General features: G+C 63.1%; 22 protein-coding genes. 12 read left to right on the top strand and 10 right to left on the bottom strand.

Annotated elements, in window-relative coordinates; translation table 11 throughout:
• Positions 1–53 precede the first annotated feature (53 nt).
• Positions 54–275 (bottom strand): hypothetical protein, encoded by a 222-nt coding sequence (locus ABGN05_RS07660; RefSeq protein ID WP_367953423.1) that lies wholly within the window; start codon positions 273–275, stop codon positions 54–56.
• A gap of 205 nt (positions 276–480) precedes the next feature.
• On the opposite strand from ABGN05_RS07660, the gene ABGN05_RS07655 reads away from it, so the two are divergent.
• On the top strand, positions 481–1,419 hold the full coding sequence (locus tag ABGN05_RS07655; RefSeq protein WP_367953422.1) for a hypothetical protein: 939 nt from the start codon (positions 481–483) through the stop codon (positions 1,417–1,419).
• Between the two features lie 667 nt (positions 1,420–2,086).
• On the top strand, positions 2,087–2,986 hold the full coding sequence (locus ABGN05_RS07650) for a S1 family peptidase (protein ID WP_367953421.1): 900 nt from the start codon (positions 2,087–2,089) through the stop codon (positions 2,984–2,986).
• A 114-nt stretch (positions 2,987–3,100) separates the two neighbouring features.
• Here ABGN05_RS07650 and ABGN05_RS07645 read toward each other — a convergent pair whose 3' ends face one another.
• A complete protein-coding gene (locus ABGN05_RS07645) occupies positions 3,101–4,018 on the bottom strand; it encodes a c-type cytochrome (RefSeq protein WP_367953420.1) in 918 nt (305 codons plus the stop codon).
• A 169-nt stretch (positions 4,019–4,187) separates the two neighbouring features.
• Between ABGN05_RS07645 and ABGN05_RS07640 the strand changes: the two genes are divergently transcribed.
• Entirely contained in the window at positions 4,188–4,916 is a 729-nt protein-coding gene (locus ABGN05_RS07640; RefSeq protein WP_367953419.1) for a 3-deoxy-manno-octulosonate cytidylyltransferase, read from the top strand.
• Between the two features lie 11 nt (positions 4,917–4,927).
• Positions 4,928–5,797 carry a prephenate dehydratase gene (locus ABGN05_RS07635; RefSeq protein WP_367953418.1) on the top strand — a complete coding sequence of 290 codons (870 nt, stop codon included), beginning with the start codon at positions 4,928–4,930 and terminating at the stop codon, positions 5,795–5,797.
• Between the two features lie 7 nt (positions 5,798–5,804).
• Here the strand turns inward: ABGN05_RS07635 and nudC are convergent, their stop codons facing one another.
• Positions 5,805–6,746, bottom strand: a complete 942-nt coding sequence (gene nudC / locus ABGN05_RS07630) for an NAD(+) diphosphatase (protein WP_367953417.1) — start codon at positions 6,744–6,746, stop codon at positions 5,805–5,807.
• Between the two features lie 25 nt (positions 6,747–6,771).
• Positions 6,772–7,209: an HIT domain-containing protein gene (locus ABGN05_RS07625; protein WP_373695907.1), complete on the bottom strand. Its 438-nt coding sequence runs from the start codon at positions 7,207–7,209 to the stop codon at positions 6,772–6,774.
• 333 nt (positions 7,210–7,542) lie between these two features.
• On the opposite strand from ABGN05_RS07625, the gene ABGN05_RS07620 reads away from it, so the two are divergent.
• The 4 genes from ABGN05_RS07620 (at position 7,543) to ABGN05_RS07605 (ending at position 11,801) form a co-directional block, all read left to right on the top strand.
• Complete coding sequence (locus ABGN05_RS07620; protein ID WP_367953415.1) at positions 7,543–8,835, top strand: PRC-barrel domain-containing protein; 1,293 nt, start codon at positions 7,543–7,545, stop codon at positions 8,833–8,835.
• A 101-nt stretch (positions 8,836–8,936) separates the two neighbouring features.
• Entirely contained in the window at positions 8,937–9,413 is a 477-nt protein-coding gene (locus ABGN05_RS07615; RefSeq protein ID WP_367953414.1) for a DUF421 domain-containing protein, read from the top strand.
• 167 nt (positions 9,414–9,580) lie between these two features.
• The gene (locus ABGN05_RS07610; RefSeq protein WP_367953413.1) at positions 9,581–11,017 is read left to right on the top strand and encodes a phospholipase D-like domain-containing protein; all 1,437 of its coding nucleotides are present in this window, start codon (positions 9,581–9,583) and stop codon (positions 11,015–11,017) included.
• A gap of 121 nt (positions 11,018–11,138) precedes the next feature.
• Positions 11,139–11,801 carry a cytochrome c oxidase assembly protein gene (locus tag ABGN05_RS07605; protein ID WP_367953412.1) on the top strand — a complete coding sequence of 221 codons (663 nt, stop codon included), beginning with the start codon at positions 11,139–11,141 and terminating at the stop codon, positions 11,799–11,801.
• Between the two features lie 222 nt (positions 11,802–12,023).
• Here ABGN05_RS07605 and ABGN05_RS07600 read toward each other — a convergent pair whose 3' ends face one another.
• From ABGN05_RS07600 to otsB, 5 genes are all read right to left on the bottom strand, one after another.
• Positions 12,024–13,154, bottom strand: a complete 1,131-nt coding sequence (locus ABGN05_RS07600) for a hypothetical protein (protein WP_367953411.1) — start codon at positions 13,152–13,154, stop codon at positions 12,024–12,026.
• Positions 13,151–13,546: a phage holin family protein gene (locus tag ABGN05_RS07595; protein WP_367953410.1), complete on the bottom strand. Its 396-nt coding sequence runs from the start codon at positions 13,544–13,546 to the stop codon at positions 13,151–13,153. The genes ABGN05_RS07600 and ABGN05_RS07595 overlap by 4 nt, the downstream gene beginning before the upstream one ends.
• Complete coding sequence (locus ABGN05_RS07590; RefSeq protein ID WP_367953409.1) at positions 13,543–14,145, bottom strand: hypothetical protein; 603 nt, start codon at positions 14,143–14,145, stop codon at positions 13,543–13,545. Before ABGN05_RS07590 ends, ABGN05_RS07595 begins: the two co-directional genes overlap by 4 nt.
• A gap of 338 nt (positions 14,146–14,483) precedes the next feature.
• A complete protein-coding gene (locus tag ABGN05_RS07585) occupies positions 14,484–15,872 on the bottom strand; it encodes an alpha,alpha-trehalose-phosphate synthase (UDP-forming) (RefSeq protein WP_367953408.1) in 1,389 nt (462 codons plus the stop codon).
• 83 nt (positions 15,873–15,955) lie between these two features.
• Positions 15,956–16,720, bottom strand: coding sequence for a trehalose-phosphatase (gene otsB, locus ABGN05_RS07580; protein WP_367953407.1), 765 nt, complete (start codon positions 16,718–16,720; stop codon positions 15,956–15,958).
• Between the two features lie 112 nt (positions 16,721–16,832).
• Here otsB and ABGN05_RS07575 point away from each other — a divergent pair, with 112 nt between their 5' ends.
• Positions 16,833–17,153, top strand: a complete 321-nt coding sequence (locus tag ABGN05_RS07575; RefSeq protein ID WP_367953406.1) for a hypothetical protein — start codon at positions 16,833–16,835, stop codon at positions 17,151–17,153.
• A gap of 93 nt (positions 17,154–17,246) precedes the next feature.
• On the opposite strand, the gene ABGN05_RS07570 is transcribed toward ABGN05_RS07575, so the two are convergent.
• Positions 17,247–17,534, bottom strand: a complete 288-nt coding sequence (locus ABGN05_RS07570) for a hypothetical protein (RefSeq protein ID WP_367953405.1) — start codon at positions 17,532–17,534, stop codon at positions 17,247–17,249.
• A gap of 269 nt (positions 17,535–17,803) precedes the next feature.
• Between ABGN05_RS07570 and ABGN05_RS07565 the strand changes: the two genes are divergently transcribed.
• From ABGN05_RS07565 to glgB, 3 genes are read left to right on the top strand one after another with little or no spacing between them, the layout of a single operon-like run.
• The gene (locus ABGN05_RS07565) at positions 17,804–19,861 is read left to right on the top strand and encodes an alpha-1,4-glucan--maltose-1-phosphate maltosyltransferase (RefSeq protein ID WP_367953404.1); all 2,058 of its coding nucleotides are present in this window, start codon (positions 17,804–17,806) and stop codon (positions 19,859–19,861) included.
• Complete coding sequence (gene treS / locus ABGN05_RS07560) at positions 19,858–23,163, top strand: maltose alpha-D-glucosyltransferase (protein WP_367953403.1); 3,306 nt, start codon at positions 19,858–19,860, stop codon at positions 23,161–23,163. Before ABGN05_RS07565 ends, treS begins: the two co-directional genes overlap by 4 nt.
• Entirely contained in the window at positions 23,160–25,370 is a 2,211-nt protein-coding gene (gene glgB, locus ABGN05_RS07555) for a 1,4-alpha-glucan branching protein GlgB (protein WP_367953402.1), read from the top strand. The genes treS and glgB overlap by 4 nt, the downstream gene beginning before the upstream one ends.
• The last annotated feature ends 6 nt before the right edge of the window (positions 25,371–25,376 follow it).

The raw sequence follows: 25,376 nt of genomic DNA, 5'->3' as shown, positions 1-25,376 counted from the left end.
AGCGAAATTGGAGCGCAGCACGCTGCGCCACCCGCTCCGGCCCCGCATGCGGCCTAGAGTTCAGCTACGAACTCTTCGACCTCCTCAAGCGTCGCTGAGTACGGGTTGAAGCTGTAGTCGAACCCGAGCACACCCAATCCGTCGCTGTCGAGAACAAGATAGCCGGTACCGAAGTGCTCCCGGAGCGACGAACGCGCCGGTGTCTTTCGGAGCCTATACCCTTCCATCCGGAAGCGGCGGCGGATGCGGTTTTCACGTGACTTATCGCACAGCATAGCATGATCCTCTCGATCTGAGATGATCCCTGTTTTCCGTGCCAAGGACGGTGTCCGGCAGCGGGAGATATGCCGGGGACCGTCTGCGATCTGGTCGCCTATCGACTATTCTCATTTTCGGTGCGTTGTTGCAGCATCAATCCGTCTCTAAGGTTAATGCGCCGCAAGAGCCACTTGTGAGCAGTCGCAAAAAAGTCGAGGGAATATGAACAAGTCGGCAGTACGCCGAAATGCGCACGCAGGCTTCCTGTTCGGAGAGCCGGAAGATTTCTATGCGGTACCGGAATTTGCTGGCTCGGCAGAGAGCCCGCTAAACGAATCCCTCCTCGCGTTCAAATCCAATCTCCATTCAGCGATCCAAATTGCCAACATTCCGTATGAGTTGGCTCATGGGGCTGTTCTTCGACAGCGGTTCCATTCTCTCCTAACTGCTGAAAGGATACTAAACGTCAAACACATGGAAAACGGTGAAAGAGATGAAGAGGGGGAGGCGCGTGCCCGCGAAATAGCCAGAAAACGAATGTCAGAAGAGCTACGCCGCGAAGAAATCATCGCGCTTCATGCTGAAGAAACTCTCAACCGCCTTGACGAGCACCTCTCAATTGGCGGCTTTGCGTTGTCAGCGGAAGAACTGCTGCGGCAGGTATTAATTGTGGCCTGGGGCGCATTTGAGTCATTCGTAAGCGACATTCTCAGAAAAACATTGAATTCCAGAGGTGAATTGATATTTCGGATGAACGAGAATTCCCGTTTCAGGGAAATAACTAGTGGATCCACAATTATCAATCATATAAAGACGAACGGCTTTGATATATCCAATTGTATGGGCGATATATTTATAGATAAGTACCGTATCGACAGCATTGAGAAAATGCGTGAAGTGTGTTCGATTTTGCTAGGAAGTAAGGAATTTGATCAAATTCTCAACGGCAGCAAGTACTGGATGATATATCAGCAGAGGAATTTGATCGTCCACAGGCGCGGAATTGTGGATAAGTGGTTTCAGGAAAATACTTCTTCAATTGAGCCTCTGGGTAGTCAGATCAAATTCGATTCGAGTTACATCGAGGAGGTCTTGATATCCCTTCGTGATGCCGGCGTAGCTCTGTACCGCGCGGCCAACCGTGCGCTAGGCGGAAGTTAGAGAGCCGCATCGCTCGGTGCCTAATCCGGTGCCTATCCCCTTTTGTTCCACCTGAGCCATCAACGAAATCAGTGCCTTAGGCAAAGAAAAAGCCGGGCGGAACCCGGCTTTTTCAAGGAGTCTGCATTACGATTTCGTCATTGAGGGGACAGATTAGCGATAAGGCGCCAGAGATCGACGGCGAGGCCAGGAGCCGCGCGGCGAAGGAGGCGGAAGTGAAAATGGGTTAGCGTTGCAGGACACTATATCCGCACCGGCATCCGAGGCAGCCTAAAGTTCAGCGAGGAACTCTTGAAACCTCCTCAATCGTCGCGGAGTAGGGCTGAAGCTGTAGTCGAACCCGAGCACTCCCAATCCGTCGCTGTCGAGAAGAAGATATCCGGCACCGAAATGCTCCCGGCGCGACAAACGCTAGAGCGTCTTCCGGAGCCTGCTTCCTTCCGGAAGCAACGCTGAATGCGGGTTTTCACGTGATTATCCGCATAAATTAGTATGATCCTCTCGATCTGAGATGATCCCCTTTTTCCGCGCCAACTACAGTAGCCTGCAGCGAGAAATATGCTGGTGACCGTCCGCGAATGACAAACCTCAGCCTTCTTCTAAGCTCCTCGCCATGGTAGACGAATCGCATATTTCGCTTATGACTAAAATTTAGCGAGGAAGCGTCATGCCAGAGAAGGGTGTTCGTAGCACCTATTCGCAATGCCCATTTCAATTGTTGATGTATGAAAACGATGTTGTGATATCAACAGGAACAGGGTTTTTCTACGCACAGCATCAAAAGGAGTACATCATTACGAACTGGCACAATGTTACTGGTATTGATCCTTATACAGGAAATCTTCTCGATTCCAAGCATAGACGCCCAACACGAATCGTTGCAAAGTTGAGTCAATGGATCAACAACCTTGATCCACGTCTTTTTGCATTGATCGGATTGGAAGTCCCAATCTACTCCGACGATCTCCAGCAAACCCGTTGGTTCGAGCATCCGACCCTGGGCCCAAAATGTGACGTAGTGGCAATTCCGTTCGCTCGCCCCGACAACATGCCTCCTTTCATGCACAATCGCCCAGACAAAATATCCACAATCCGGATACCAGTCGAGCCAGGGAACCAAGTGTTCATCATCGGATTTCCATCCGGCCTTTCGATAGGCTTTGGATTGCCGCTCTGGAAATCGGGCTACATCGCCTCGGAACCCCACTATGACGTCACGCTCTTTGGGAAAGTCCGCGATGGTGGTGGACTTGAAGGTGGCATATCAATCCCAGCCTTCTTCTTGGACGCAGCCACCAGACGAGGCATGTCCGGATCACCGGTTTTTGCGCGGTATTTCGGAAAGTGGGATATGTCCGATCCCTATGCAGAAGTCGATCCTGCGTCGTCGAACTTCTGGAGTAGGAAAGACATAGCTCTCGGCGAGAGCGCGATGGAGTTTGTAGGGGTTTATAGCGGCAGAGTGCCTGCAGCCGAAAACGAAGCGGCCCTCGGCATATGCTGGAAAATTCAAGCCATCGACGACATTTGCGATCGGAGGCATCTGGGAACGCACCCCCACACCTAGTGCAAGCGGTGCCTATCTCCTTTCGTTCCGCCTAGCAGGAGAACTAAATCAACAGCTTAGACAGAGAAAAGCCGGGCGAACCCGGCTCTTTCAGATGTCGTGCCTCGCTAGCGGTCATTGAGCCGCTGGCTTCTCTTCCTGCTGGGCCGGCTCGGCGGGAACCACCGTCGGCGCCGCTGCCCCTTCCGGAGCGGCGGGCTGTTCCGCGGGCGTCTCGGTTGCCGGAGCGGCTTCGGTAGGCGCTGGCGGCTGTTCGGTGGCCGGAGCCTCCTGTGCCGGAGCGGCTTCCTCGGTCGCCGCGGGCTGCTGGGTCGCGGCAGGCTGTTCGCCTTCGGTTGCCGGAGCGGTCCCGGCAGCGGGGGCTTCGGTGCCCTGCGCGGCCGGCGCGGCTTCCGGGGCCGCCTCGGTTCCTTCCGCGGGGGCCGCTTCTCCGCCTTCGGCTGGCGCGGCTTCGCCGGCCGGGGCCTCGGCGGCTTCGCTTTCCTCGGCCACCGGGAGCGGTTCAGGCGTATCGGCGTGTTCGCGCAGGAACGCGATCACGTTCGCGCGGTCCTGATCGTCCTTCAGGCCGGCGAAGGACATCGCGGTCCCACGCACGAGGCCTTTGGGCGAATGGATGAACTCGTCGAGATGCTCGTAGTCCCAGACAACCGAGCCGCCCTCGGAAAATTCCTTGAGTGCGCCGGAATAGGCAAAGCCTTCATGCGAGGCGATCGGGCGCATCACGATGCCCCAGAGGTTCGGGCCCACCTTGTTGGCGCCGCCCTTTTCCATGGTGTGGCAGGCGGCGCACTTCTTGAAGGTGGCCTCGCCCGCGCCGACGTCCGCCGACGCCAGCCGCACGGCGATCGGGACGATCTCGGGCGCCTCGGGTCCGCCCGCGCTCTCGCTCTCGACGGCCTCGATTGCGTAGCCGGGCTTCTCCGGAGCCGGGCTGGCGAAGATCGCATCCGACAGGAGCCCGATCGAAAAGACGACGAAGATCGCGCCGAGCAATCCGCCGAGCAGTTTGTTGAGTTCGAATGAATCCATTGATCCCGCAGCTCCTGAACGCGGCCGGAATTCGCCCGCGCGCTCGCATTCCGACCGGTCGGAGCCGGTCAAATTCGCGCGGAAACTAGGTCTTTTGCTCTGGCGTTGCAACTCCTATAAGGGCTCCACCACGTGAGACCTTTTGCCACTTTCGCCCGCGTTTTCCCGCATGTCCGTTCTCGTTCTGATCCCCGCGCGCATGGCTTCGACGCGCCTTCCGGGCAAGCCGCTGGCCGACATCGCCGGGCGGCCGATGATCGTGCACGTCGCCGAACGGGCCCTTGCCAGCGGTCTCGGGCGTACGGTCGTGGCGACCGACAGCGCTGACGTCCTCGATGCGGTGCGCGCCAACGGATTCGAGGCGATCATGACGCGGAGCGACCACGCCTCCGGCTCGGACCGCATCTTCGAGGCGCTCGAGGCCCTCGATCCGGACGGCAGGGTGGAGGTCGTCGTCAACGTGCAGGGCGACCTGCCCACGATCGATCCCGCCATCGTCGCCGCCGCGCTGAAGCCTCTGGAGGAACCGGCCGTCGACATCGCCACGCTGGGGGTGGAGATCGCCCGCGAGGAGGAGAGGACCAATCCCAACGTGGTGAAGATCGTCGGCACGCCGCTCGCGCCTGACCGGCTGCGCGCGCTCTACTTCACCCGCGCCACCGCCCCTTGGGGCGATGGCGCGCTCTATCATCACGTCGGCCTCTACGCCTACCGGCGCGCCGCGCTCCGGCGCTTCGTGTCGCTGCCCGCCTCTTTTCTGGAGCAACGGGAAAGGCTGGAACAGCTTCGCGCGCTGGAGGCCGGCATGCGCATCGATGTCCAGCTCGTCGACACGGTGCCGCTCGGGGTGGATACACCCGGGGAACTCGAACGCGCGCGCCGTATACTGACCGCCTGAGGAAACAGACAATGCCGCCGAAGACCAACAAGATCTCCTTCCAGGGGGAACCCGGAGCCAACTCCGACACGGCGTGCCGCAACATGTTTCCGGACATGGAGCCGCTGCCGTGCCCGACCTTCGAAGACGCCTTCAATGCGGTCGAGACCGGCAAGGCGGACCTGGCGATGATCCCGATCGAGAACACGATCGCGGGCCGCGTTGCCGACATCCATCATCTGCTCCCGCAATCGAAGCTCCACATCGTCGGCGAATATTTCCTGCCGATCCATTTCCAGCTGATGGCGCTGCCAGGCGTCAGGCTGGAAGAGATCAAGTCCGTCTACAGCCACATCCACGCGCTGGGCCAGTGCCGCAAGGTGATCCGCAAGCACCGCTGGAAACCGGTCGTTGCGGGTGACACCGCCGGCGCGGCGCGGGTCGTCGCCGAGGAAGCCGTGCGCTCCAACGCGGCGCTCGCGCCACGGCTGGCGGCTGAACTCTACGGCCTCGACATCATCGCCGAGAACGTCGAGGACACGGAAAACAACGTCACCCGCTTCGTCGTGCTGTCGAAGTCGAAGCGCTGGGCTGAACGCACCGCGCCGGACGCACGCATGATGACGACCTTCATCTTCCGTGTGCGCAACGTCCCGGCGGCGCTCTACAAGGCGATGGGCGGTTTTGCCACCAACGGCGTCAACATGACCAAGCTGGAGAGCTACCAGCTCGGCGGCAAATTCTTCTCGACGCTGTTCTATGCCGACATCGAGGGTCATCCCGACGACCGCAACGTCGCCCTCGCGCTGGAGGAATTGCAGTTCTTCTCGCGCGAGGTGCGCATCCTCGGCGTCTACGAGGCGCACCCCTTCCGCGACACCCAGAGCGAGGACGAGGAGTAGGCGCGGCCTAGTCCGACTCCGCCCAGGCCCGGATCAGGTGGTGGGCGATCGCCATCCTGGGCGGCACCTTGATGCCTTCGGGATGATCGCCGGCGATGATGCGGAGCGTCTCTTCGCGCGAGAACCAGCGACAGTCCTCTAGCTCCGTCCGGTCCGCATCGATTGCATCGCTCACCGCCTCGCCGAAGCAGCCGATCATGAGTGAATAGGGGAACGGCCAAGGCTGGCTGGCGTGATAGATCACGCGGCCGACGCGGATGCCGGCCTCCTCGAATGTCTCGCGGCGCACCGCCGCCTCGATCGTCTCGCCCGGCTCGATGAAGCCGGCGAGGCAGGAATACATGCCCGGCGGGAAATGCGGGCTGCGGCCGAGCAGGCATTTTTCGCGCGTGACCGCGAGCATGATCGCCACGGGATCCGTGCGCGGAAAATGTTCGGCACTGCAATTGGTGCAGGCGCGCTTGTAGCCGCCGATCCGGATTTCCGTTGGGGAACCGCAGCGGCCGCAGAACCGGTGGTTCTGGTGCCATGCGAGCAGCGCCGCCCCCTGCGCCAGGGCGCCGAGCGCGCCGTCGTCGAGCAGGCCCTGCGTGTAGACGGAGCGGAAGTCCAGCGCCTTCATCTTCTCTGGCAAGTCCTCGGCCTCGACGCCCGCGGGCGCGGCGAGCACCGGCCCGGCTTCGTCCCGGCCGAGCAGGACGGCGTGTTCCAGTTTGGCCGAAAGCGCCTCCGCCTCGGCTCGCGAGTACCATGCCTCGAACCCGGCACCGTTCTGCTTGAGATGCATGCGCCCCGAACGGATCAGGATGATGCGGGCGGCCTGTTCCTCCAGCGCCTCCGTCACGCAGTCGTCGCGCCGGTTTTCCGATTGCCGGTCGATCCGGTTGCCGGCGAAGCCGACGAAGTGGCTCGGTTCGCGCTCCGGCGCATCGAATAGTCTGAAGTTCATGAAGGGCCTTCCTGTGAGCGAGCCGTCATAGCGCCTTTCGGATCGTCTCGGCAAACCGGTGCATGTCTTCGCGCCGGTAGGGCTCGCGCTGCCCGAAGCCCCAGACGGGGCCGGGCCAGTTGGGATCGCCTTCGGAGCGCGCCACGACATGCACGTGCAGCTGCCGCACCACATTGCCGAGAGCGCCGGTGTTGATCTTCAGGCATCCGGTCGCCTTCTTCAGTCCCTCGGAAACCAGATTTGTCTCGAAGGTCAGCATCGCCTGGTCGAGCGGCGTCATGTCGTGGATCTCGACCGCTCGAGGCCGCTGCGGCACCAGGATGAGCCAGGGCCAGCGCCGGTCGTCCATGACACGCAATTCGCACAGCCCCAGCCACATCAGCGGCACGCTGTCCTTGTCGAGCCGGCGGTCGAGCTCGAACCCGGGGCGATCGCCCTTCAACAATTGCGGATGTCCTCCCATGCTCCGCGCAACGCTAGTCCCGAGCAGGGCAGGGAGCAAGGTTTCCTTCCATAAGGCGCGCTGGTCATGTGCGCGCCCCCGTTGGCGGTCAACGGTCGGCATGCCGCCGCCGCCATCACCATGGACCCACGAGCCGGAGAACTCCCGCGGCAGCCCGCTTTCGTGATCGATGCAACATTGCGTGATTTTTTCCGGAACACTTCAAAGATCGGATCGTTCGCCAATGGAGCATCGCACAATGCGCTTCACGTGGAAGTTCGAAGTTCACGGAAGCGGATGCCGCTCGAATCCACCTCAATACTTCAGAAAAAGACAGATCGAGAGGAAATCGACATGAAGAACGGAACGAAACTCATGTTCGCCGCAGGCCTTCTATGCGGCACCGCCATTCCCGCAACGGCCCAGGAAGCAGACCAGAAGGCGGCCGCGCAGGCCTGCCAGCGTCTCCAGGTCATCGTCAACGACTATGAGGACCGTTTCCGCGCCGAGTGGATCGACCGCGCCAACGGCGTGATCGACGATGCCGGCCGCAGGGAATGCGCCCGCTACGTGGCACAGGCCGAGAAGGGGATCGCCGAACTCGACCGCCGCGACCGCATGGCGCAGAACGACGCTGGCCAGCAGCAGATGCAGGCCGACACGGACCATAGCCGCATCATCGTCGACCAGCCGGAGCCTCGCGTGACGGTGGAGCAGAACGCGCCGCGCATCACATATTCGCAGCCCCAGGCTCAGGTCGACGTCGACCAAGGTACCCCGCAGGTGATCGTGCGCCAGGCGCAGCCGACCGTTCGCGTCGAGATGCCCCGTCCGCAGATCACGATCAACCAGCCTCAGCCGGAAATCATCGTGCGCATGCCGCAGCCCGACGTGGCAGTGAACGTGCCCGAGCCGGAGTTCAAGGTTTCGCAGGCCAAGCCCGACGTCCAGGTCGAGCAGGGCAAGCCCCAGGTTCGCGTCCAGATGGACCAGCCCGAGGTGAACGTCGAGGGCCGGGATGAAGCCGAGGTCCAGATCCAGCGCGATCAGCCGATCGTCGAGCGTGAAGGTGGCGAAAAGCAGGCTGCCGTCAACATCGAGCGGGCCCAGCCGCGCGTAAGCTACGAGCCGGCCGAACCGAAGGTCGAGTTCCAGCAGGCCGGCGAGCCGCAGGTGACGTTCAACCGCACTGGCGAGCCGAACGTGCGCATCGAGCGTATGGGAGGCAACCAGGAGGCTTCCTCGGATCAGGAGCAGACCGCCAGCATCGATCAGGAGATGTCTCCCGATGCCATGACGCGTCTGCAGGGCGACCGTGAACCGCAGGGCGACGCGATGCGCGTCGCGGTCGGCGACCTGATCGACCGGGACGTTGTCAATCGGCGCGGCGAGGACCTCGGCGAGGTCGACCGCCTCGTGGTGCAGGGTGACCGCACCTACATCGTCCTTTCCGATGGCGGGTTCCTTGGAATGGGTGGCCGTGAGGTCGCTCTTCCTCTGGATCGCATCACCGGCGTCCGTGGCGACGACGAACTCGTCCTCCAGGGACTGAATCAGCAGGACATCGACGCGATGCCGCGCTGGAACGGCGACGCTGGCCGGGAACTCGGCCAGGACGACGAGGTCGAGATCGTCATCGAGGCATGATGTGCCCGCCTGACTGATCGAAAACTCCGACCGGAGGCCACCTCGGCCTCCGGTTTCCTTTTACCGGTGCGCTCGCGCATTGCCTGACAGGAGAGATAGAAATGGATTGGGGGAACATGCTTTTCCAGGACTGGGAAGGTATCGTGCGCACGCTCTTCGTGGGCCTGCTCGCCTACATCTGCCTCGTCTGCTTCCTGCGCATCTCCGGCAAGCGGACGCTGGCGAAGCTCAACGCCTTCGACCTGGTGGTCACCGTCGCCCTCGGTTCGACCCTTTCTGCCATCCTGCTGCAGGAGAGCATCGCGCTGGCCGAAGGCGCCTCCGCGCTGGGGCTTCTGATCCTCATGCAGTATCTCGTGGCGTTCACCTCGGTCCGCTGGAGCGGCTTCGCCCGCGTGGTCCGCTCGCAACCGTCCCTGCTTGCGCGCAACGGAGAGTTCTGCCGGAACGCGATGAAGCAGGAGCGGGTGACCGAGGAGGAGGTCGAAAGCGCCATCCGCGCGAATGGCGGCCGCGAAGTCGAGGACACCAGCGCCGTCATCCTCGAGAGCGACGGCTCCATCAGCGTCATCCGCTGACGATCGGGATCTGGTATCTCTCGGAGGTCGGACCATGCAACGAGGCAGGCAAAACCGCGTTTACCGCCCGAAAGGCATGTTTGGTTCCTGTCAGGGAACACATATGTCCATCCGCTGTTGTGAGCGGGTCGGCAGGGGAAAACATGGCATTTGAAAAAACGGAACCAATGCTGAAACCGGGACGCAACTGCTGGCGGATCGATCACGCCGACCGCTTCGCCCTTCTCGTCGACGCTGCGGGATATTTCAAGGCGGTCAAGGAGGCCTTCCTCTCCGCGCGGCACTCGATCTATCTCATCGGATGGGATTTCGACACCCGGATCAAGTTCGAGCCCGAAGGCAGTACGCTCGAGGGGCCGAACAAGCTCGGCGGCTTCCTCCGCTGGCTTGTCAAGGAAAGGCCGGAACTGCGCGTCTACGTCCTCAAGTGGGATCTCGGCACGGTCTATTCGCTGGGACGGGGCACGACCCCCTTCGCCATTCTGGGCTTGACCACCAGCAAGCGCCTGAGTTTCAAGCTCGACCGGATGCACCCGCCCGGAGCCGCGCATCACCAGAAGGTCGTCGTCGTGGACGACGTGCTGGCCTTCTGCGGAGGGATCGACATGACGAGCGACCGCTGGGACACGCGCGCCCACCTTGACGAGGATGACCGGCGCAAGAGGCCCGGCGGTTCGAGCTACGGACCCTGGCACGATGCGACCGCCGCGGTCGACGGCGATGCGGCCGCCGCCCTCGGCGAACTCGCACGCGACCGCTGGAAGAGGGCGACTGGCGTGCAACTCGAGCCACCTCCACCGCTCTCTCCGGTGTGGCCGGAGGACGTGAAGCCGACCTTCACCGACGTGAAGGTCGCGGTCGCACGAACGATCCCCGAATACGGCGAGGCCGAGCAGGTGTCCGAGATCGAGAAGCTCTATCTCGACGCGATTTCCAGCGCCCGCAAGACAATCTATTGCGAAAGCCAGTACTTCGCTTCCCGGGCGATAACGGAAGCGATCGCGGCCAGGCTCGAAGAAGACGACGGCCCCGAGATCATCGTCGTGAACCCGGAATCGGCCGACGGATTTCTCGAAGCGGAGGTGATGGATTCGGCACGGTTCAAGATGCTGCGGAAGGTGAAGAAAAGCCGCTACGGCGACCGCTTCCGGATTTACACCCCGGTGACCGATGCCGGCCGGCCGATCTACGTCCACGCCAAGATACTGATCGTCGACGACCGCTTCTTCAAGATCGGCTCGTCCAATCTCAACAACCGCTCGATGGGCTTCGACACGGAATCGGATCTCGTGATCGAGGTGACCGAAGATGCTGCCCCGCTGCGCGAGAAGATTCTCGACGTCTGCCACGATCTCGTTGCCGAGCATCTCGGCGCCGATCCCGTCGAGGTGCGGGAGACGCGCGAGCAATGCGGGGGGTCGCTGATCGCAACGATCGAGACCCTGCGCGGCGAAGGACGAACGCTCTGTCCATTCGAACCCGAAGAGATCAATGCCGTCGAGGAAGAACTGGCCGACAGCGATTTCCTCGACCCAGAGCAGCCGCCGAAGATGCTGAAATCACTGATGGCGAACCTGCGCATGCATGCCGGGTTCCTCCGGTGACGCGTCGAGGCGCGGGACCATGAACGTCGCGCCGGAGCCAGCGCAAATCAGCCTTGGCGACCGCCTGGATGCTGATTGGCAGCCGCGATGGCCTGGCGGATGATCGGGGAAGCGCGGTAAGGTGTCAGGGCGATACATCGCCCCTGAGCAGGGCGGCTTTCGGATTGCGCGACGGCGGTCCTGGGCAATTGCGGCGCTCGCCACCGGCATCCTCATTCTCTGCGCGCTCTGGCTGTCGCCGCTCCCCGGAATGAGCCGGCGTGCGTTCTCGCCTCACATGATCCTTCACCTCGGCGTCACGGTGGTCGCGGCGCCGCTGATCGCGGTGGGGCTGCTCAATCTCGGGAAACCGTTGGCCGGATCGAGCCGGCCGCTCCTGCTGGCGGTGGCTGCATCGCTGTTCGAACTGATCGTCGTGTGGGGCTGGCACGCGCCTGCCGCTCACGAGGCGGCAGCGGCGCGCGATCCGGTGTTCGTCGCGCAGCAGTTGAGCTTCCTCGCCGCCGGCCTCGGCATCTGGACGGTCAGCTTTGCGGGTGCGTCGCGCGCCTCGGCCGGCATCGGCGTGCTCGCCATGATGTTCACCTTCATGCACATGGCGATGCTCGGTATCCTGCTCTCCCTGGCGCCGGACCTCATTTATGCTCCCATGTACTGCCTCGGTGCATGGGGCTTCGAGCCGCTGGAGGACCAGAGGCTGGGCGGCGCGCTGATGGCGGTCTTCGGAGGGCTCCCTTACCTCTTCGGAGGCATCGTCCTGGCATTCAGACTTCTCAGGGAGTGAACTGTGATCGTTCGCTGATGTCGCTCCGCCCTCCTGCGGGCGGCATCTTCGCAGGGACTCTGGCGAGGATGTTCGCCCACTCGTTCGGTCAAGGGGCGGCGGTGTGCATCGCGCTGACGCAACCCCTGTTGACCGCACCGGCACAGCCCCGGCTTGAAGCCGCGCAAAAGAAGACCCCGCCCGTGAGGGCGGGGTCATTTTAGTTGCGATCTGGCTTGAGCATCAGATCGGCTTGCCGATGGTGCTTGCGGGCGTGCTCGTCCCCGAAGTTGACGAGGTGCTCGATGCGCCCACCTTCTCCATGGCCGAATCCTTCGCGGTCTTGGCAGCCGCCGCGGCCACGGTTTCGACCTTCTCGGCGACCGACCTGCCGTCCTTCGGCATCAGGCCTTCATCGTCTGCCGAGGACTTGGCGGCGGCGTAGCTCTTGGCGGCCACGTCCTTGGCGTCCTCGTAGCCGCGCTTCAGACGACGCTCGGCCTCGTCGCGCAACTCGTCGCGGGTCTTGCCGAAGGTCTCGTCCTCGATGCGGGTGCTGGGAAGCATTGCGCCGACCGCAGCCCCGACCGCCAGGCCTATCGCTCCGATGACCAGCGGCTCGCGGTCGAGCACCGTCATGAAGCCGTCACGGGCCTGGCTTGCGCCGCGGCTGGCATATTCCCCAGCGTCTGAAGCGTAGCGCCCCGCGCCGCGCACGGCGGAGTTGGCGTAGCGGCCGCCTTCGCGGGCGGTATCCGCGGCGTAGCTGCTGGCGCGAGACGCCATCCGGCTCGCGGTTTCGGCAGCGCTACCCGCTGCATGGGCCACGCCCGAGGCAGCGTTCTTTGCCGAGGCGGATACCGAGGAGGCAGTACTGCCGACGCGGCTGGAGGCGTCTGCGGCAACGCCGCCTACCTTGTCCTTGGCAGCGCCAGTCAGGTCTTTCCAGGAACTACCGCTGCTGCCGTCGCGCTCGACGTAGCCTACGCCTTCGGCGCGCGTAGCGTCGTCATCATATGGATATCCCGCGGGATAGCCGGTAACGTCGGCGGTCGCCGTGTCCGGATAGGGATAAAGATCGTCCTCGTAGCCCAGGCGATCGTCCGGATAGGGATAGTATTCGCGGCGCACCGGACGCGGACCTGCGAACAGCCAGGCGACGCCTGCGCCGATCAGCGCGAGTGCCAGCGGGTTGTCCCGCACCTGGCGACCGAGATTGGAGACCGCGGCCGAGCCGTTCGAATCACGTATGAAGTGGAGCGCTTCCTCGAAGAGCTGGCCAGGCGCCATGCGCTCGCGGATTTCTTCGGCTGTTCCGGCCATCTTGGCGCGCACCTCTTCGGCGTGGCGCTCATGTTCGCTTGAGGATGTCATCGCACCTGCTCCCTTGCAACGCCGATGTCACGACGCACCTGTGTCATGGATTTCTCCGGGGTAAGTTCCGACGGCGACATGTTCGTCGAGCCGCGGCGGATCAACATGTAGCCGACGATGGCTACGACCAAGCCGACGAGCAGCGAAGCCCAACCGGCTCCGAGGCCGAGTTCGGCCAGCGCCACGACGAGGGCTTGCAGCAGCACCAGGAGGGCGGCCAGCAGGCACACTGCGCCTGCGGCGATCTCCATCGCGCCGGTGCCGACTTTCGACAACTTCTCCTGCATTTCGGAGCGCAGGAGGCGCGCTTCGGTCCGCACCAGTTCGGACATCTGGTTGACGAGATCCGTCACCAGGGTCCCCAGGGAACGTGGATCCTGATCGATGCTCATAGGGGACCTCCCGTCGTGCGAGCTGGCGTCACCGCGCTTTCGCCGGCCGGGTAGGCCCGTGCGGGTGCAGCCGAAGTGGAAGGCGCAGGCGTCGGATAGGCGTCGGTCCCGCGCGTGCCGGTGGACGGACGCTGGGCATGGCGCGAGCTGCTCTGGGCGAACCTTCCGAGTGCGATGCCGGCAAGCACGCTGGCGGCGACGAAGCTCATCGGGTTGCGCCGGCCGAACTCGCGCACGCTTTCGAGCATTTCGGGGCCCGAGGTGTTCTGGAGGCTGCGCGACAGGCGTTCCAGACCATCGGCCGCCTGGCCGACGAAGCCCGAGACCGGGCTTCCGTCCTTGTCTAGTTCGTCTCGCGCCTTGCGCACTGCATCTGCGAAGGTGTGAAGGCCGTCGGCCGCCTCGCTCTTGATCTGTTCGCCGCGCGCAAGAGCCTCATCTCGGGCGCCTTCCGCCATCGACATGGCGTCCTTCTTGATCGCGCCCACTGCGTCGCTGGCGACGCGGTTGGCGGAATCCTTTTCCTGCTGCAGACGGCCCTTCAAGGCTTCCGCGTCACCGCCGGATGAGGCGCTCGTCGTTCTGTTTTCGTCAATCATCGTCAGTACTCCTTATGCCAGGCCCAAGAGAGACAGGACCGCGAGGACCACGACGATCAAACCGATCAGATAGATTATGGAATTCATGGGTTCACCTCCGGATGTCGAGATCGTGTTGCGGCTACAACCCGCGGAACGCTTGGGTGTTCCACAGCGCCGGAACTTTCCCGCTGCGGTGAGGGAACGAAGCCAGGTGCGCAGCTTGCCGGTGGTGCAATGCACGCGGGCAATGGCCGGCACGCGGCTGCGGCCGCCGGCTATTCGTTGGCAAAGGGAGGTGCGGGTCGCAGCCGTGTCTGCGGCGACCGTCGGCCTCGTTCCGATTTCTTCCGGCCGGCCTAGTGGGACGCGCCCTGCGCGTTGTCGCCCTCGAGAACGTCGAGAAAGTTCTGCATCCAGGTTCCGGCCTCGCTCTCCCTCACCCGTTCGAGCAGCTTTTCGTGGCGCCACCTTCTCTCTTCGAGCGGCATCTTGATGGCGCGATACATCTGTTTCGCCATCTCGTCCGTATCGTGCGGATTGACGATGAGGGCCTCGTGCAGTTCCTCGGCGGCTCCAGCAAACTGCGACAGGATCAGAACGCCGGGATCTTCGGGGTCCTGAGCTGCCACGTATTCCTTTGCAACCAGGTTCATGCCGTCGCGAAGCGGCGTCACGAGCCCCACCTGGCTGGCGCGGAACATGGCGGCCAGGATTGGGCGCTGGATTGGCCGGTGGATGTAGCGGATCGGCGTCCAGTCGAAATCGGCGAACTTGCCGTTGATCGACCCTGCCAGGCCTTCGAGCTTCTCGCGGATCTCCGAGTAGGCCGTCACGTCTTCCCGCGTCGGCGGGGCGATCTGCAGGAAGGAAACTGTCTTTTCGAGCTCTGGATGAAGATGGAGCATCCGCGAGAAGGCCTCGAAACGTTCCGGAATGCCTTTGGAGTAGTCGAGGCGGTCCACGCCGATGACCTGATGCTGGCCAAGGATGGCGCGGCGCATCCGGTCGATGCTGACCTCCTCCACGCCGGACCTCGCCATTTCGATGAATGAATCGACGTCGATCCCGATCGGCAGGCGCAGCAGGCGCACTCGTCGACCCTTGTAGGTGATCTCGCCGTCTTCCCCGATGGAATCCGGGAAGAAATCCTCCGCGCAGCGATGGAAATTGTTCATGTCGGCCGAAGTCTGAAATCCTACCAGGTCGTACTGGAGCAGCGATTCCACCAGCGCCAGATGGTTGGGCAAAGCGGCGAGGATGTCAGGTGGGGGAAAGGGAATGTGCAGGAAGAAGCCGATTTTCTGCTGGCATCCCAGCGTGCGAAGACGCGCCGCGAGCGGGATCAGGTGATAGTCGTGGACCCAGACCAGGTCGTCCTGCAAGAGGAAGGGCTTAAGAAGGAAGGCGAACTTGCCGTTCACCCGCATATAGCCTTCGAAATACTGGGGCCGGTAGTCGACGAGGTCGGTCCGGTAGTGGAAGAGGGGCCACAATACGCTGTTGGAATATCCGATGTAGTATTGCGTGTAGTCCTCGATCGTCATCGGTGTGGAAATGACGTCGACGCTTCCGATGGTATCGACTACGAGTTTTTCGCTCTCGTCCTCCAGCGTGTTGCCGTCCCAGCCGAACCACACCCCGCCCTTGGCCTTCAGCGCGTCGGCGACCGCAACGGCCAGTCCGCCCGATTGTGTCGTCTTGCGAAGGTCCGCCACCCTGTTCGAGACCACCACAACCCGGCTCATCGTTCGGTTCTCCCCAATTTACTCGTCTCCGTGTTTCGTCCTACCTGCAAGTGTAACAGCCTCGCGGACCGATCCGTTCCGCGCTATCGGCTCTCGCCCTTCGCCAGGCGCTTCATCCATGCATGCAGCGCCGCCGGGTCGGCGAGGCGGTATCGGGCGATACTCGGTCCCTCGCCGATCTTGACCGCCAACCCGTCCCATTCCGGCAGGACGCGAAACGCATCCTCGTCCGTCACGTCGTCGCCGAAATAAACCGGGCGGCGTCCGCAAAACGGCTCCTCCGCCATGAAGTCGCCGATCACGTCGGCCTTCGTGCGGGCGCTGAACTTGAATTCCAGCACCATCTTGCCTGCGAGCAGGGAAGCCGAAGCATATTCGCCCGCCAGTTCTTCTGCGAAGGCGATGCAGTTCCGTTCGGCCGACGGATTGCGCCTGTAGTGCAGCGCGACCGAGGTCCGCTTAGTCTCCACCGTGGTGCCTGGAACGCCGCGGGCGAAATCCGCGACGCGCTCCGCCAGCCGGTCGAGGTCGCGCGGATCGACGGCGGCGCGATGCACCTCGCCCGCGACGCCCCGGCGTTCCGACCCGTGCGCTCCACCGACGGGTAGCGTGAGCGGCGCGAGAAAGCGGTCGATCGCGGCGATCTCCCGGCCCGAGATGACCGCCAGGGCCCCGCCCGCCGCATCGCGGATGGCCACGAGTGCATCGCGGACGTCGTCGCCGATCGTCACCGCTTTAGGGTCGTCGACAATCTCGGCAAGAGTGCCGTCGAAGTCGAAGAAGAATGCCGTCCTCGCCGGGTCAAGCGACATCGAAGCAAAGTCGGCCGCTTCCTGTGTCTCGTTCATGAATTGATTGTCCACACTCGTTTGCGCTTCAGTGGCCGACTACAAGCTCCCGGCCTGGGGAACTTGCCGGGCGTGGCGGGGTTGTAGCCCGGAACGAGATCGAGGTTCCACCATGGCCCAGTTCGAGCCGCATGTAATCCATCACAGCGACGCCGCTACCCCACACTATTCCGTCCAGTTCATCGGCGACGCCGGCGAGAATGTCACGGTCGAATGCCGGCTGGCGGCGAGGGAAGACGCGTACAGCCGCGACGAAGTCATCGAGGCAGCCTACGAAATCGTATCGCGCGTCGCCCGCCAGGGGACAGGGCACAAGCGGCGCACGACATCCCACGAAACGATTGCCAGCCCGGCCGGCGGACTGAGCCGCCCGGTGGAAGAGACGCAAGCGCGGACCCACACCTCGGAAGGTGCCGATCGCGGCACCGCCTGAACGAGAACGTGCCGCCGGACGGCGGCACCGCTTCGAAGACGCAAGGGGAGGAGGGGTCGCAACGGACATCCGCGGACCCCTCGATTGATTCACTCAGCGATAGGCCCAGGAACGGAACAGCGCGCCGGCATCTATCTCGTTGGGACGGCGCAGTTCCGACCTCTTGCGCTCCGCATCGGCGGCTTCGAAAGCGGCGGCGAGCTGCTTCACGGCCTCCTTGGCGCGAACCAGGACGTCTTCCTGGCTGGCGCGCGCGCCCTCGGTGACGTCGATCGTCACGGTGGCGCCGCAGGTGGTAGCGAAGCGAATCGTGGATTCCGGCTCATCGATGGCAGAGAGCGGTTTGCCCTCGCCCGCGAACCGGCGGCTCAACATGTTCATGAAATCCTCCCGGCGGTTTCTTGGCGCACTGCCCGCGCAACGCGATAACGCAGGGCGATTATCCTTGTTCCATGAGCGAATCGAAATTCACGCGGGGCTCGCGAGTCGGTCCGACGGGAGGCGGAACTTTTGACGGGTGGTGCTGTTTCAAGTTACATAGGCCGGGAGACACTGATGCTAGGGCGACACACGAATCCTTCGAAAAACGCCTTGGGCGCCGCACATTCCGCGTTCGCCCGTTTCTTCGACTCCTTCGTTCCGGATGCCCGATGAAGAGCGTCATCAAGGCAGTGAGCGGAAGCAGGATCGCGAAAAAGACGAAACCCTTTGTCCCGCAGGAAGGTTCGTCAGAGCGCGAACGCCTCTACGACCTCGCGGATCGCCGCTTGGCAATCGAGGGCATCGATCCCGAAATCGACGGCGGACGTTTTCCCGCCAAGACCGTTGCCGGCACCTCGTTCGTCATTGAAGCCGACGTTTTCGGCGAAGGCCACGACGCCATCGACGCCGCGCTCCTGTGGCGCCGCAAGGGCGACGAGGGATGGACCGAGGCGCCGCTCGAGTTCGTCGAGAACGATCGCTGGCGCGGCGAAATCGTGTTTCCCGACATTGGCGACCACCAATTCACGGTCATCGCCTGGCGCGACCTCTTTGGCGGCTGGGCCCGCGATGTGCGCAAGAAAATTGCCGCCTCGCAGAATGTAAGCCTCGAAATCACCGAAGCCGGTCATATGGTCGCCGATGCCGCGGCGCACCCCCGCGATCCCGACGGCGCCGCCGCGCTGGAGAGCCTCGCGAGTTCCCTGCAGGGCGAAGCCGATGAGCAACATAAGCTTTCGCTGCTCTTGAGCGACGAGACGGCGGCTTTGATGAGGGCGGCCGCGCCCCGCAACAGCCTGACCCGCTACGAGCGGGCGCTCGACGTCATCGTGGAGCGCGAAAAAGCGGTCTTCGGCGCCTGGTACGAGATGTTTCCTCGCTCGCAGTCCTTCGACGTCAACCGCCACGGCACGTTCGACGACGTCATCGCCCGGCTGCCCTATGTGCGCGACCTCGGCTTCGACGTTCTCTACTTCACGCCCATCCACCCGATCGGCAAGACCAACCGCAAGGGCCGCAACAACACGCTCACTCCGACCGAGGACGATCCCGGCAGTCCCTACGCGATCGGCTCCGCCGAGGGTGGTCACGACGCCATCCATCCCGAACTCGGCACGATCGAGGATTTCGATCGGCTGGTGAAGGAAGCCGCCGATCACGGCCTCGAGATCGCGCTCGACTTCGCCATCCAGTGTTCGCCCGACCATCCCTGGATCAAGGAGCATCCGGAATGGTTCGACTGGCGCCCGGACGGCACCATCAAGTTCGCCGAAAATCCGCCGAAGAAGTATGAGGACATCGTCAACGTCCATTTCTACCGCGATTCGATTCCCGGGCTCTGGTATGCGCTGCGGGACGTCTTCCTCTACTGGATCGACCATGGTGTGAAGATCTTCCGCGTCGACAATCCGCACACCAAGCCGTTCCCGTTCTGGGAATGGGTCTTCGCGGAAATTCGAGCCCAGCATCCGGACGTCATCTTCCTGTCGGAGGCGTTCACCCGTCCGAAGGTGATGAAGCGGCTCGCGAAGGTCGGCTTCACCCAGTCGTACACCTACTACACATGGCGCAATCTCAAGTGGGAACTGGAGCAGTACCTGACCGAACTCACCCAGGAGGAGTGCCGCCACTACATGCGGCCGAACTTCTTCACCAACACGCCCGACATCAATCCCGTCTTCCTCCAGCAGAGCGGCCGACCGGGTTTTCGCACGCGCCTGATCATGGCGGCCACGCTGTCGGGCAGTTACGGCATCTACAACGGCTTCGAGATCTGCGACGCGGCGGCGATGCCGGGCAAGGAAGAGTATCTCGACTCCGAGAAATACGAGATCCGGCACTGGGATTTCGACCAGTCCTTCCACATCAAGGACGACATCCGCCTCATCAACCGCCTGCGGGCGGAGCACCCGGCGTTGCGCGACTTCACCTCGCTGCGCTTCCACAATGCATGGGATGACAACGTGCTCTACTATTCAAAAGGAGACCCGAAGTCGGGAAGCTATCTCCTGTTCCACGTCAATCTCGACCCGCACAACGCGCACGAGTTCGACTTCGAGGTGCCGCTGTGGGAATTCGGCATCCCCGATGACGGATCGATCGAGGTGCAGGACCTCGTCAACGGCAACACCTTCGCCTGGTACGGCAAGCATCACAGGCTGGCCCTCGATCCGCATTCGCGGCCCTATGCCATCTGGCGTCTCCTCGGACCGGTGACCCAGGCATGAAGTCGATCAGCAACAAGATGGACGGCGCGATCGACCGCAGCCAGTCCGATTGGTATCGCGACGCCATCATCTACCAGATGCACGTCAAGGCGTTCCAGGATTCAAACGACGACGGCATGGGCGACTTCGCCGGCCTGATGCGGCGGCTGGATTACATCCAGGATCTCGGCGTAACTGCGATCTGGATCCTGCCGTTCTATCCCTCGCCCCTGCGCGACGACGGCTACGATATCGCCGACTACCGCTCTATCAACCCGTCCTATGGCACCATGCGCGACTTCAAGGCCTTCGTGGCCGAGGCGCACCGGCGCGGGCTGCGGGTGATCACGGAACTCGTCATCAACCATACCTCCGACCAGCATCCCTGGTTTCAGAAGGCCCGCAACTCCAAGCCGGGGTCGGCCGCGCGCGACTTCTACGTCTGGAGCGACACCGACACCAAGTTCCCCGAAACCCGCATCATCTTCCTCGACACCGAGACGTCGAACTGGACCTGGGATCCGGTGGCTGGACAGTTCTTCTGGCACCGTTTCTATTCGCACCAGCCGGACCTCAACTTCGACAATCCTCGCGTGCTGCGGGAAGTGCTGAAGGTCATGCACATGTGGCTCGACGCCGGCGTCGACGGGTTGCGGCTGGACGCCATCCCCTACCTTGTCGAGCGCGAAGGCACCAACAACGAAAACCTTCCCGAGACTCATGTGGTCCTGAAGAAGATCCGCACCGAACTCGATGCGCATTATTCCGATCGCATGCTGCTCGCCGAGGCCAACCAGTGGCCCGAAGACACGCGGCCCTATTTCGGCGATGGCGACGAATGCCACATGGGTTTTCATTTCCCCCTGATGCCGCGCATCTACATGGCGCTGGCGCAGGAGGATCGCTATCCGATCTCCGATATCATCCGCCAGACGCCGGAAATCCCGGAAGGGTGCCAGTGGGGCATCTTCCTGCGCAACCACGACGAGCTGACGCTGGAGATGGTCAGCGACCAGGAGCGCGACTATCTCTGGCGCACCTATGCCGAGGACAAGCGCGCGCGGATCAACCTCGGCATCCGCCGTCGCCTCGCGCCACTGCTGCAGAACGACCGGCGCAAGATCGAACTCCTGAATTCGCTCCTGATGTCGATGCCCGGCACGCCGATCGTCTATTACGGTGACGAACTCGGCATGGGCGACAACTACTATCTCGGCGACCGCGACGGCGTACGCACGCCCATGCAGTGGTCGCCCGACCTCAATGCAGGCTTCTCGCGCGCCAATCCGCAGCAGCTCTACCTGCCGGTCATCATGGATCCGATTTACGGCTACCAGGCCGTGAATGCCGAAAGCCAGCAGCGCGACCCGTCCTCGCTGCTCAACTGGATGCGCAAGCTGATCAGCGTGCGCAAGCAGCACGCCGCCTTCGGGCGCGGCACCCTCACGCTGCTCTATCCGCGCAACCGCAAGGTACTCGCCTACATCCGCGAATACGGCAACGACCGCATCCTGTGCGTCGCCAACCTCTCGCGCCAGGCGCAGGCGGTCGAACTCGATCTTTCCAAATGGAAAGGCGCGGTACCGATCGAACTCACCGGGCGCTCGCCGTTCCCGCCAGTCGGTGACCTGCCGTACCTGCTTACTTTGCCGGCTTACGGGTTCTACTGGCTGCTACTCGCCGAGGAGGCGGAAGCGCCGAGCTGGCACCAGCAAGTGCCGGAAATCCTGCCGGAATTCATCACGCTCACGACCCGCGACGGAAAGGTCAGCACGGCGCTGTCCGGATCCGCCGGAGCCACGCTGGAAAGCGAGGCCCTGCCGCAATTCCTGCGCCTGCAGCGCTGGTTTGCGGCAAAGGATCAGACCATCAAGTCCGCGAAGATCCTCCCGCTCGCCGAAATGGATGGCGGCCGTCATCTGCTCGCCGAATGCAGCGTCGACTTCGGCGAAGGCGTGCAGCGCTATCTGATGCCGCTATCCGCCAGGTGGGGAGAGGAAAACCTCGCCTTCGGCGCGCCGACACTCTCCTACACGTTGGCCAAGCTGCGGCAGGGTCCGAAGCTCGGTGCGCTTCTCGACAGCGTCCACGACGAGGCGTTCGGCAAGACCGTCCTGACGGCCATGCAGGAAGGCGCGTCCCTGAACGGAACTGCGGGCACCGTCACGTTCGACAACAACGGCAATCCATCCCCCTTCGCGGAGGCCGGAACCCCCCGTCCGCTCGGCGTGGAACAGAGCAACGTCTCCATCGCCTTCGGTGATTCCATCATCCTGAAGGTCTACCGACGGCTGCGCAGCGGCGTGCAGCCCGAGGTCGAGATGGCCCGCTTCCTCACCAATGTCGGCCGTTTCGGAAACATGCCGTCCTATCTCGGCGCCATCGAGTTCGCACAGGACGGAGAAGGGTCTGCGGTCCTCGCCAGCGCGTTCGAGTTCGTGCGCAACCAGGGCGACGCCTGGGAAGTGATGTCCTCGGCGCTCCATCGCGACATGGAGAACGCGGATCTCATCTCGACCGCCGCTCCCGTGACGGACGAGGCGGAGAACGCATTCTTCTTCCCCCTCAATCTCGGCGAGACGCTCGGCCGTCGCACGGCCGAACTTCACCGGGCGCTCGCGACAGAGACCGACGATGAAGCCTTCAAGGCCGTGAAGACGGGCAAGTCCGACGTGAAGGACTGGATCAAGTCCGCCCGCGCCGATCTCGACGAGATGATGAAGGCGCTGAAGTCCGCGCGTTCGCGCTACTCCGACGAGACCGCCGAACTGATCGGCAATATCATCGACCTGCGCGGCGACCTGTCCAAGCGCCTGGATGCCTGCCTGTCGCACACGCCCTCCGGCGGCCGGTCGCGCATCCATGGCGACTACCATCTCGGCCAGGTGCTGGTGGCGGCCGACGACGTCGTCATCATCGACTTCGAAGGCGAACCGCGCCGCTCGATCGAGGAACGCCGGGCAAAGATGTCGCCCTTGCGCGACGTCGCCGGCATGCTCCGTTCGATCGACTACCTGGCGGCCGATGCCATCCGCCGCCGCGGCCCCATGGCGGTGCCGGTGGACGATCGCGCGTTCGCACGCGCCGAATTGTGGCGTCAGCAATCGCGCGCGGGCTTCCTCGAAGCATACAATGCCGCCATCGAGGGAAGCCCGACGCACCCGGACAACGAGGCGTTCGCGCGCGATCTCCTCGATCTCTTCCTCATCCAGAAAGCAGCATACGAGGTGAGCTACGAACTTGCGAACCGCCCGACCTGGGTGGACATTCCCCTTCGCGGGCTGCTCGATCTCGTCAACGACAAGAATGGAGCAGGCTCATGAACGCGGCAGGCGCAAACCCCAGGGCCGCGCCGTCGGCCGACATCAACGCCATCGTGAGCGGTCGCCACGGCAATCCCTTCGTCGTGCTCGGCATGCAGGGAGGCGGCGATCAGCCCCTGGTTGTCAACGTGTTCGCTCCGGAGGCGGGCGAGGTGACGGTCCTCGACCGGAAAGGCAACACGCCGGTAGAGACGCTCGAACGCATCCATCCCGACGGGTTCTTCTCCGCGATACTGCCGGGCCGCAAGGAGCGTTTTGCCTATCGTTTGGCGATGACGGCGGGGGATCATCGCTGGGAAATCGACGATCCCTACAGCTTCGGACCGATCCTCGGCGAACTCGACGAGTACCTCCTGGGCGAAGGCCGCCATGCTGAGCTCTACAAGCGCCTCGGCGCGCATCCGGCCGAGGTCGGCGGCGTGCAGGGCGTGGTCTTCTGCGTCTGGGCGCCGAACGCGCGGCGCGTCAGCGTCGTCGGCGACTTCAACGGCTGGGACGGACGGCGCCATCCGATGCGAAAGCGCCTTGGCGTCGGCGTCTGGGAACTGTTCGTGCCGGGGATCGGTACCGGCCATCGCTACAAATACGAGATCCTGGGCGTGCATGGCGAACTCCTGCCGCTGAAGACCGATCCGCTGTCCTTCGCGTCCGAGGTTCCGCCCGCAACCGCCTCCATCGCCTGCGGCTTGCCCAAGTACGAGTGGGGCGACGATGGCTGGATGTCGCAGCGCGCGGCGCGGCATGCGAAATCCGAGCCCGTGTCGATCTACGAGGTCCATCTCGGCAGCTGGCGTCGCGGCGCCGGCGGCGAGACGCTGGACTACGACGCGCTCGCGGAACTGCTCGTCTCCTACGTCAAGGAGATGGGCTTCACCCATGTCGAACTGCTGCCGATCAGCGAGCATCCCTTCTCGGGGTCCTGGGGCTATCAGCCGATCGGGCTGTTCGCCCCCACCAGCCGTTTCGGCTCGCCGAAGGAGTTCGCCCATTTCGTCGACACGCTGCACCAGGCGGGCATCGGCGTCATCATCGACTGGGTGCCGGCGCATTTTCCGTCCGACGCGCACGGTCTGGTGCGCTTCGACGGGACGGCGCTCTACGAGCACGAGGATCCGCGGCTCGGATACCATCAGGACTGGAACACGCTGATCTATAATTTCGGTCGCGTGGAAGTCTCGAACTTCCTCCAGGCCAGCGCCCTGTTCTGGCTTGACCAGTACCACATCGACGCATTGCGCGTGGATGCTGTCGCTTCGATGCTCTACCTCGACTACAGCCGCAAGGCGGGCGAGTGGATCCCCAACCGGCATGGCGGCAACGAAAATCTCGACGCCATCGCCTTCCTGCGCGACACCAACCAGCGGATCGCCGACCTTCATCCCGGCACGCTGACGATCGCGGAGGAATCCACCGCATGGCCCGGCGTCAGCCGGCCGGTCGGCGATGGCGGTCTCGGATTCAACTACAAGTGGAACATGGGCTGGATGCACGATACGCTGGCCTATATCAGCCTTGATCCCGTGCATCGCAAACACCATCACCATCAGATGACGTTCGGGCTGGTCTACGCCTTCTCGGAGAACTTCGTCCTTCCGATCTCGCACGACGAGGTTGTGCACGGCAAAGGCTCGCTTCTGGGCAAGATGCCTGGCGACCGCTGGCAGAAGTTCGCCAACCTGCGCACCTACCTGTCCTTCATGTGGACGCATCCCGGCAAGAAACTGCTCTTCATGGGCTGCGAATTCGGCCAGGAGCGCGAGTGGAACCACGACCAGTCGCTCGACTGGCACCTGCTGGACGATCCGATGCATGCGGGTGTAAAGTCGCTGGTGCGCGATCTGAACATGCTCTATCGCGACCTTCCCGCCCTGCACGAACTGGATTGCGACCCCGCCGGTTTCGATTGGCTCGGCGCCGACGACGCGGAGAACAGCGTCTACTCGTTCGTCCGCCGCGGCCGCAACGGCTCTCCCGTGATCGTCCTGTGCAACATGACCCCGATGCCGAGGCCCGGCTACCGCGTCGGCGCGCCCAGCGCCGGCAAGTGGGCCGTTCGTTTCAACAGCGACGCCGCCGAATATGGCGGTTCGGGCGCCGGCAGCACGGAACAAGTGGAAACCGAGGCCGTTACGTGGCACGGCAGGCCGCAATCGCTGGAGCTCGATCTGCCACCGCTCGCAGCGGTTGTCCTCGCTCCTGCCGAGTAAGGTCCT

Origin of the sequence: Aquibium pacificum (assembly GCF_040839445.1) — a bacterium.
In the GTDB taxonomy this organism is placed as follows: domain Bacteria; phylum Pseudomonadota; class Alphaproteobacteria; order Rhizobiales; family Rhizobiaceae; genus Aquibium; species Aquibium pacificus.
The sequence above is the reverse complement of the archived record's forward strand: the minus strand, read 5'-3'. Positions and strand labels throughout refer to the sequence as shown.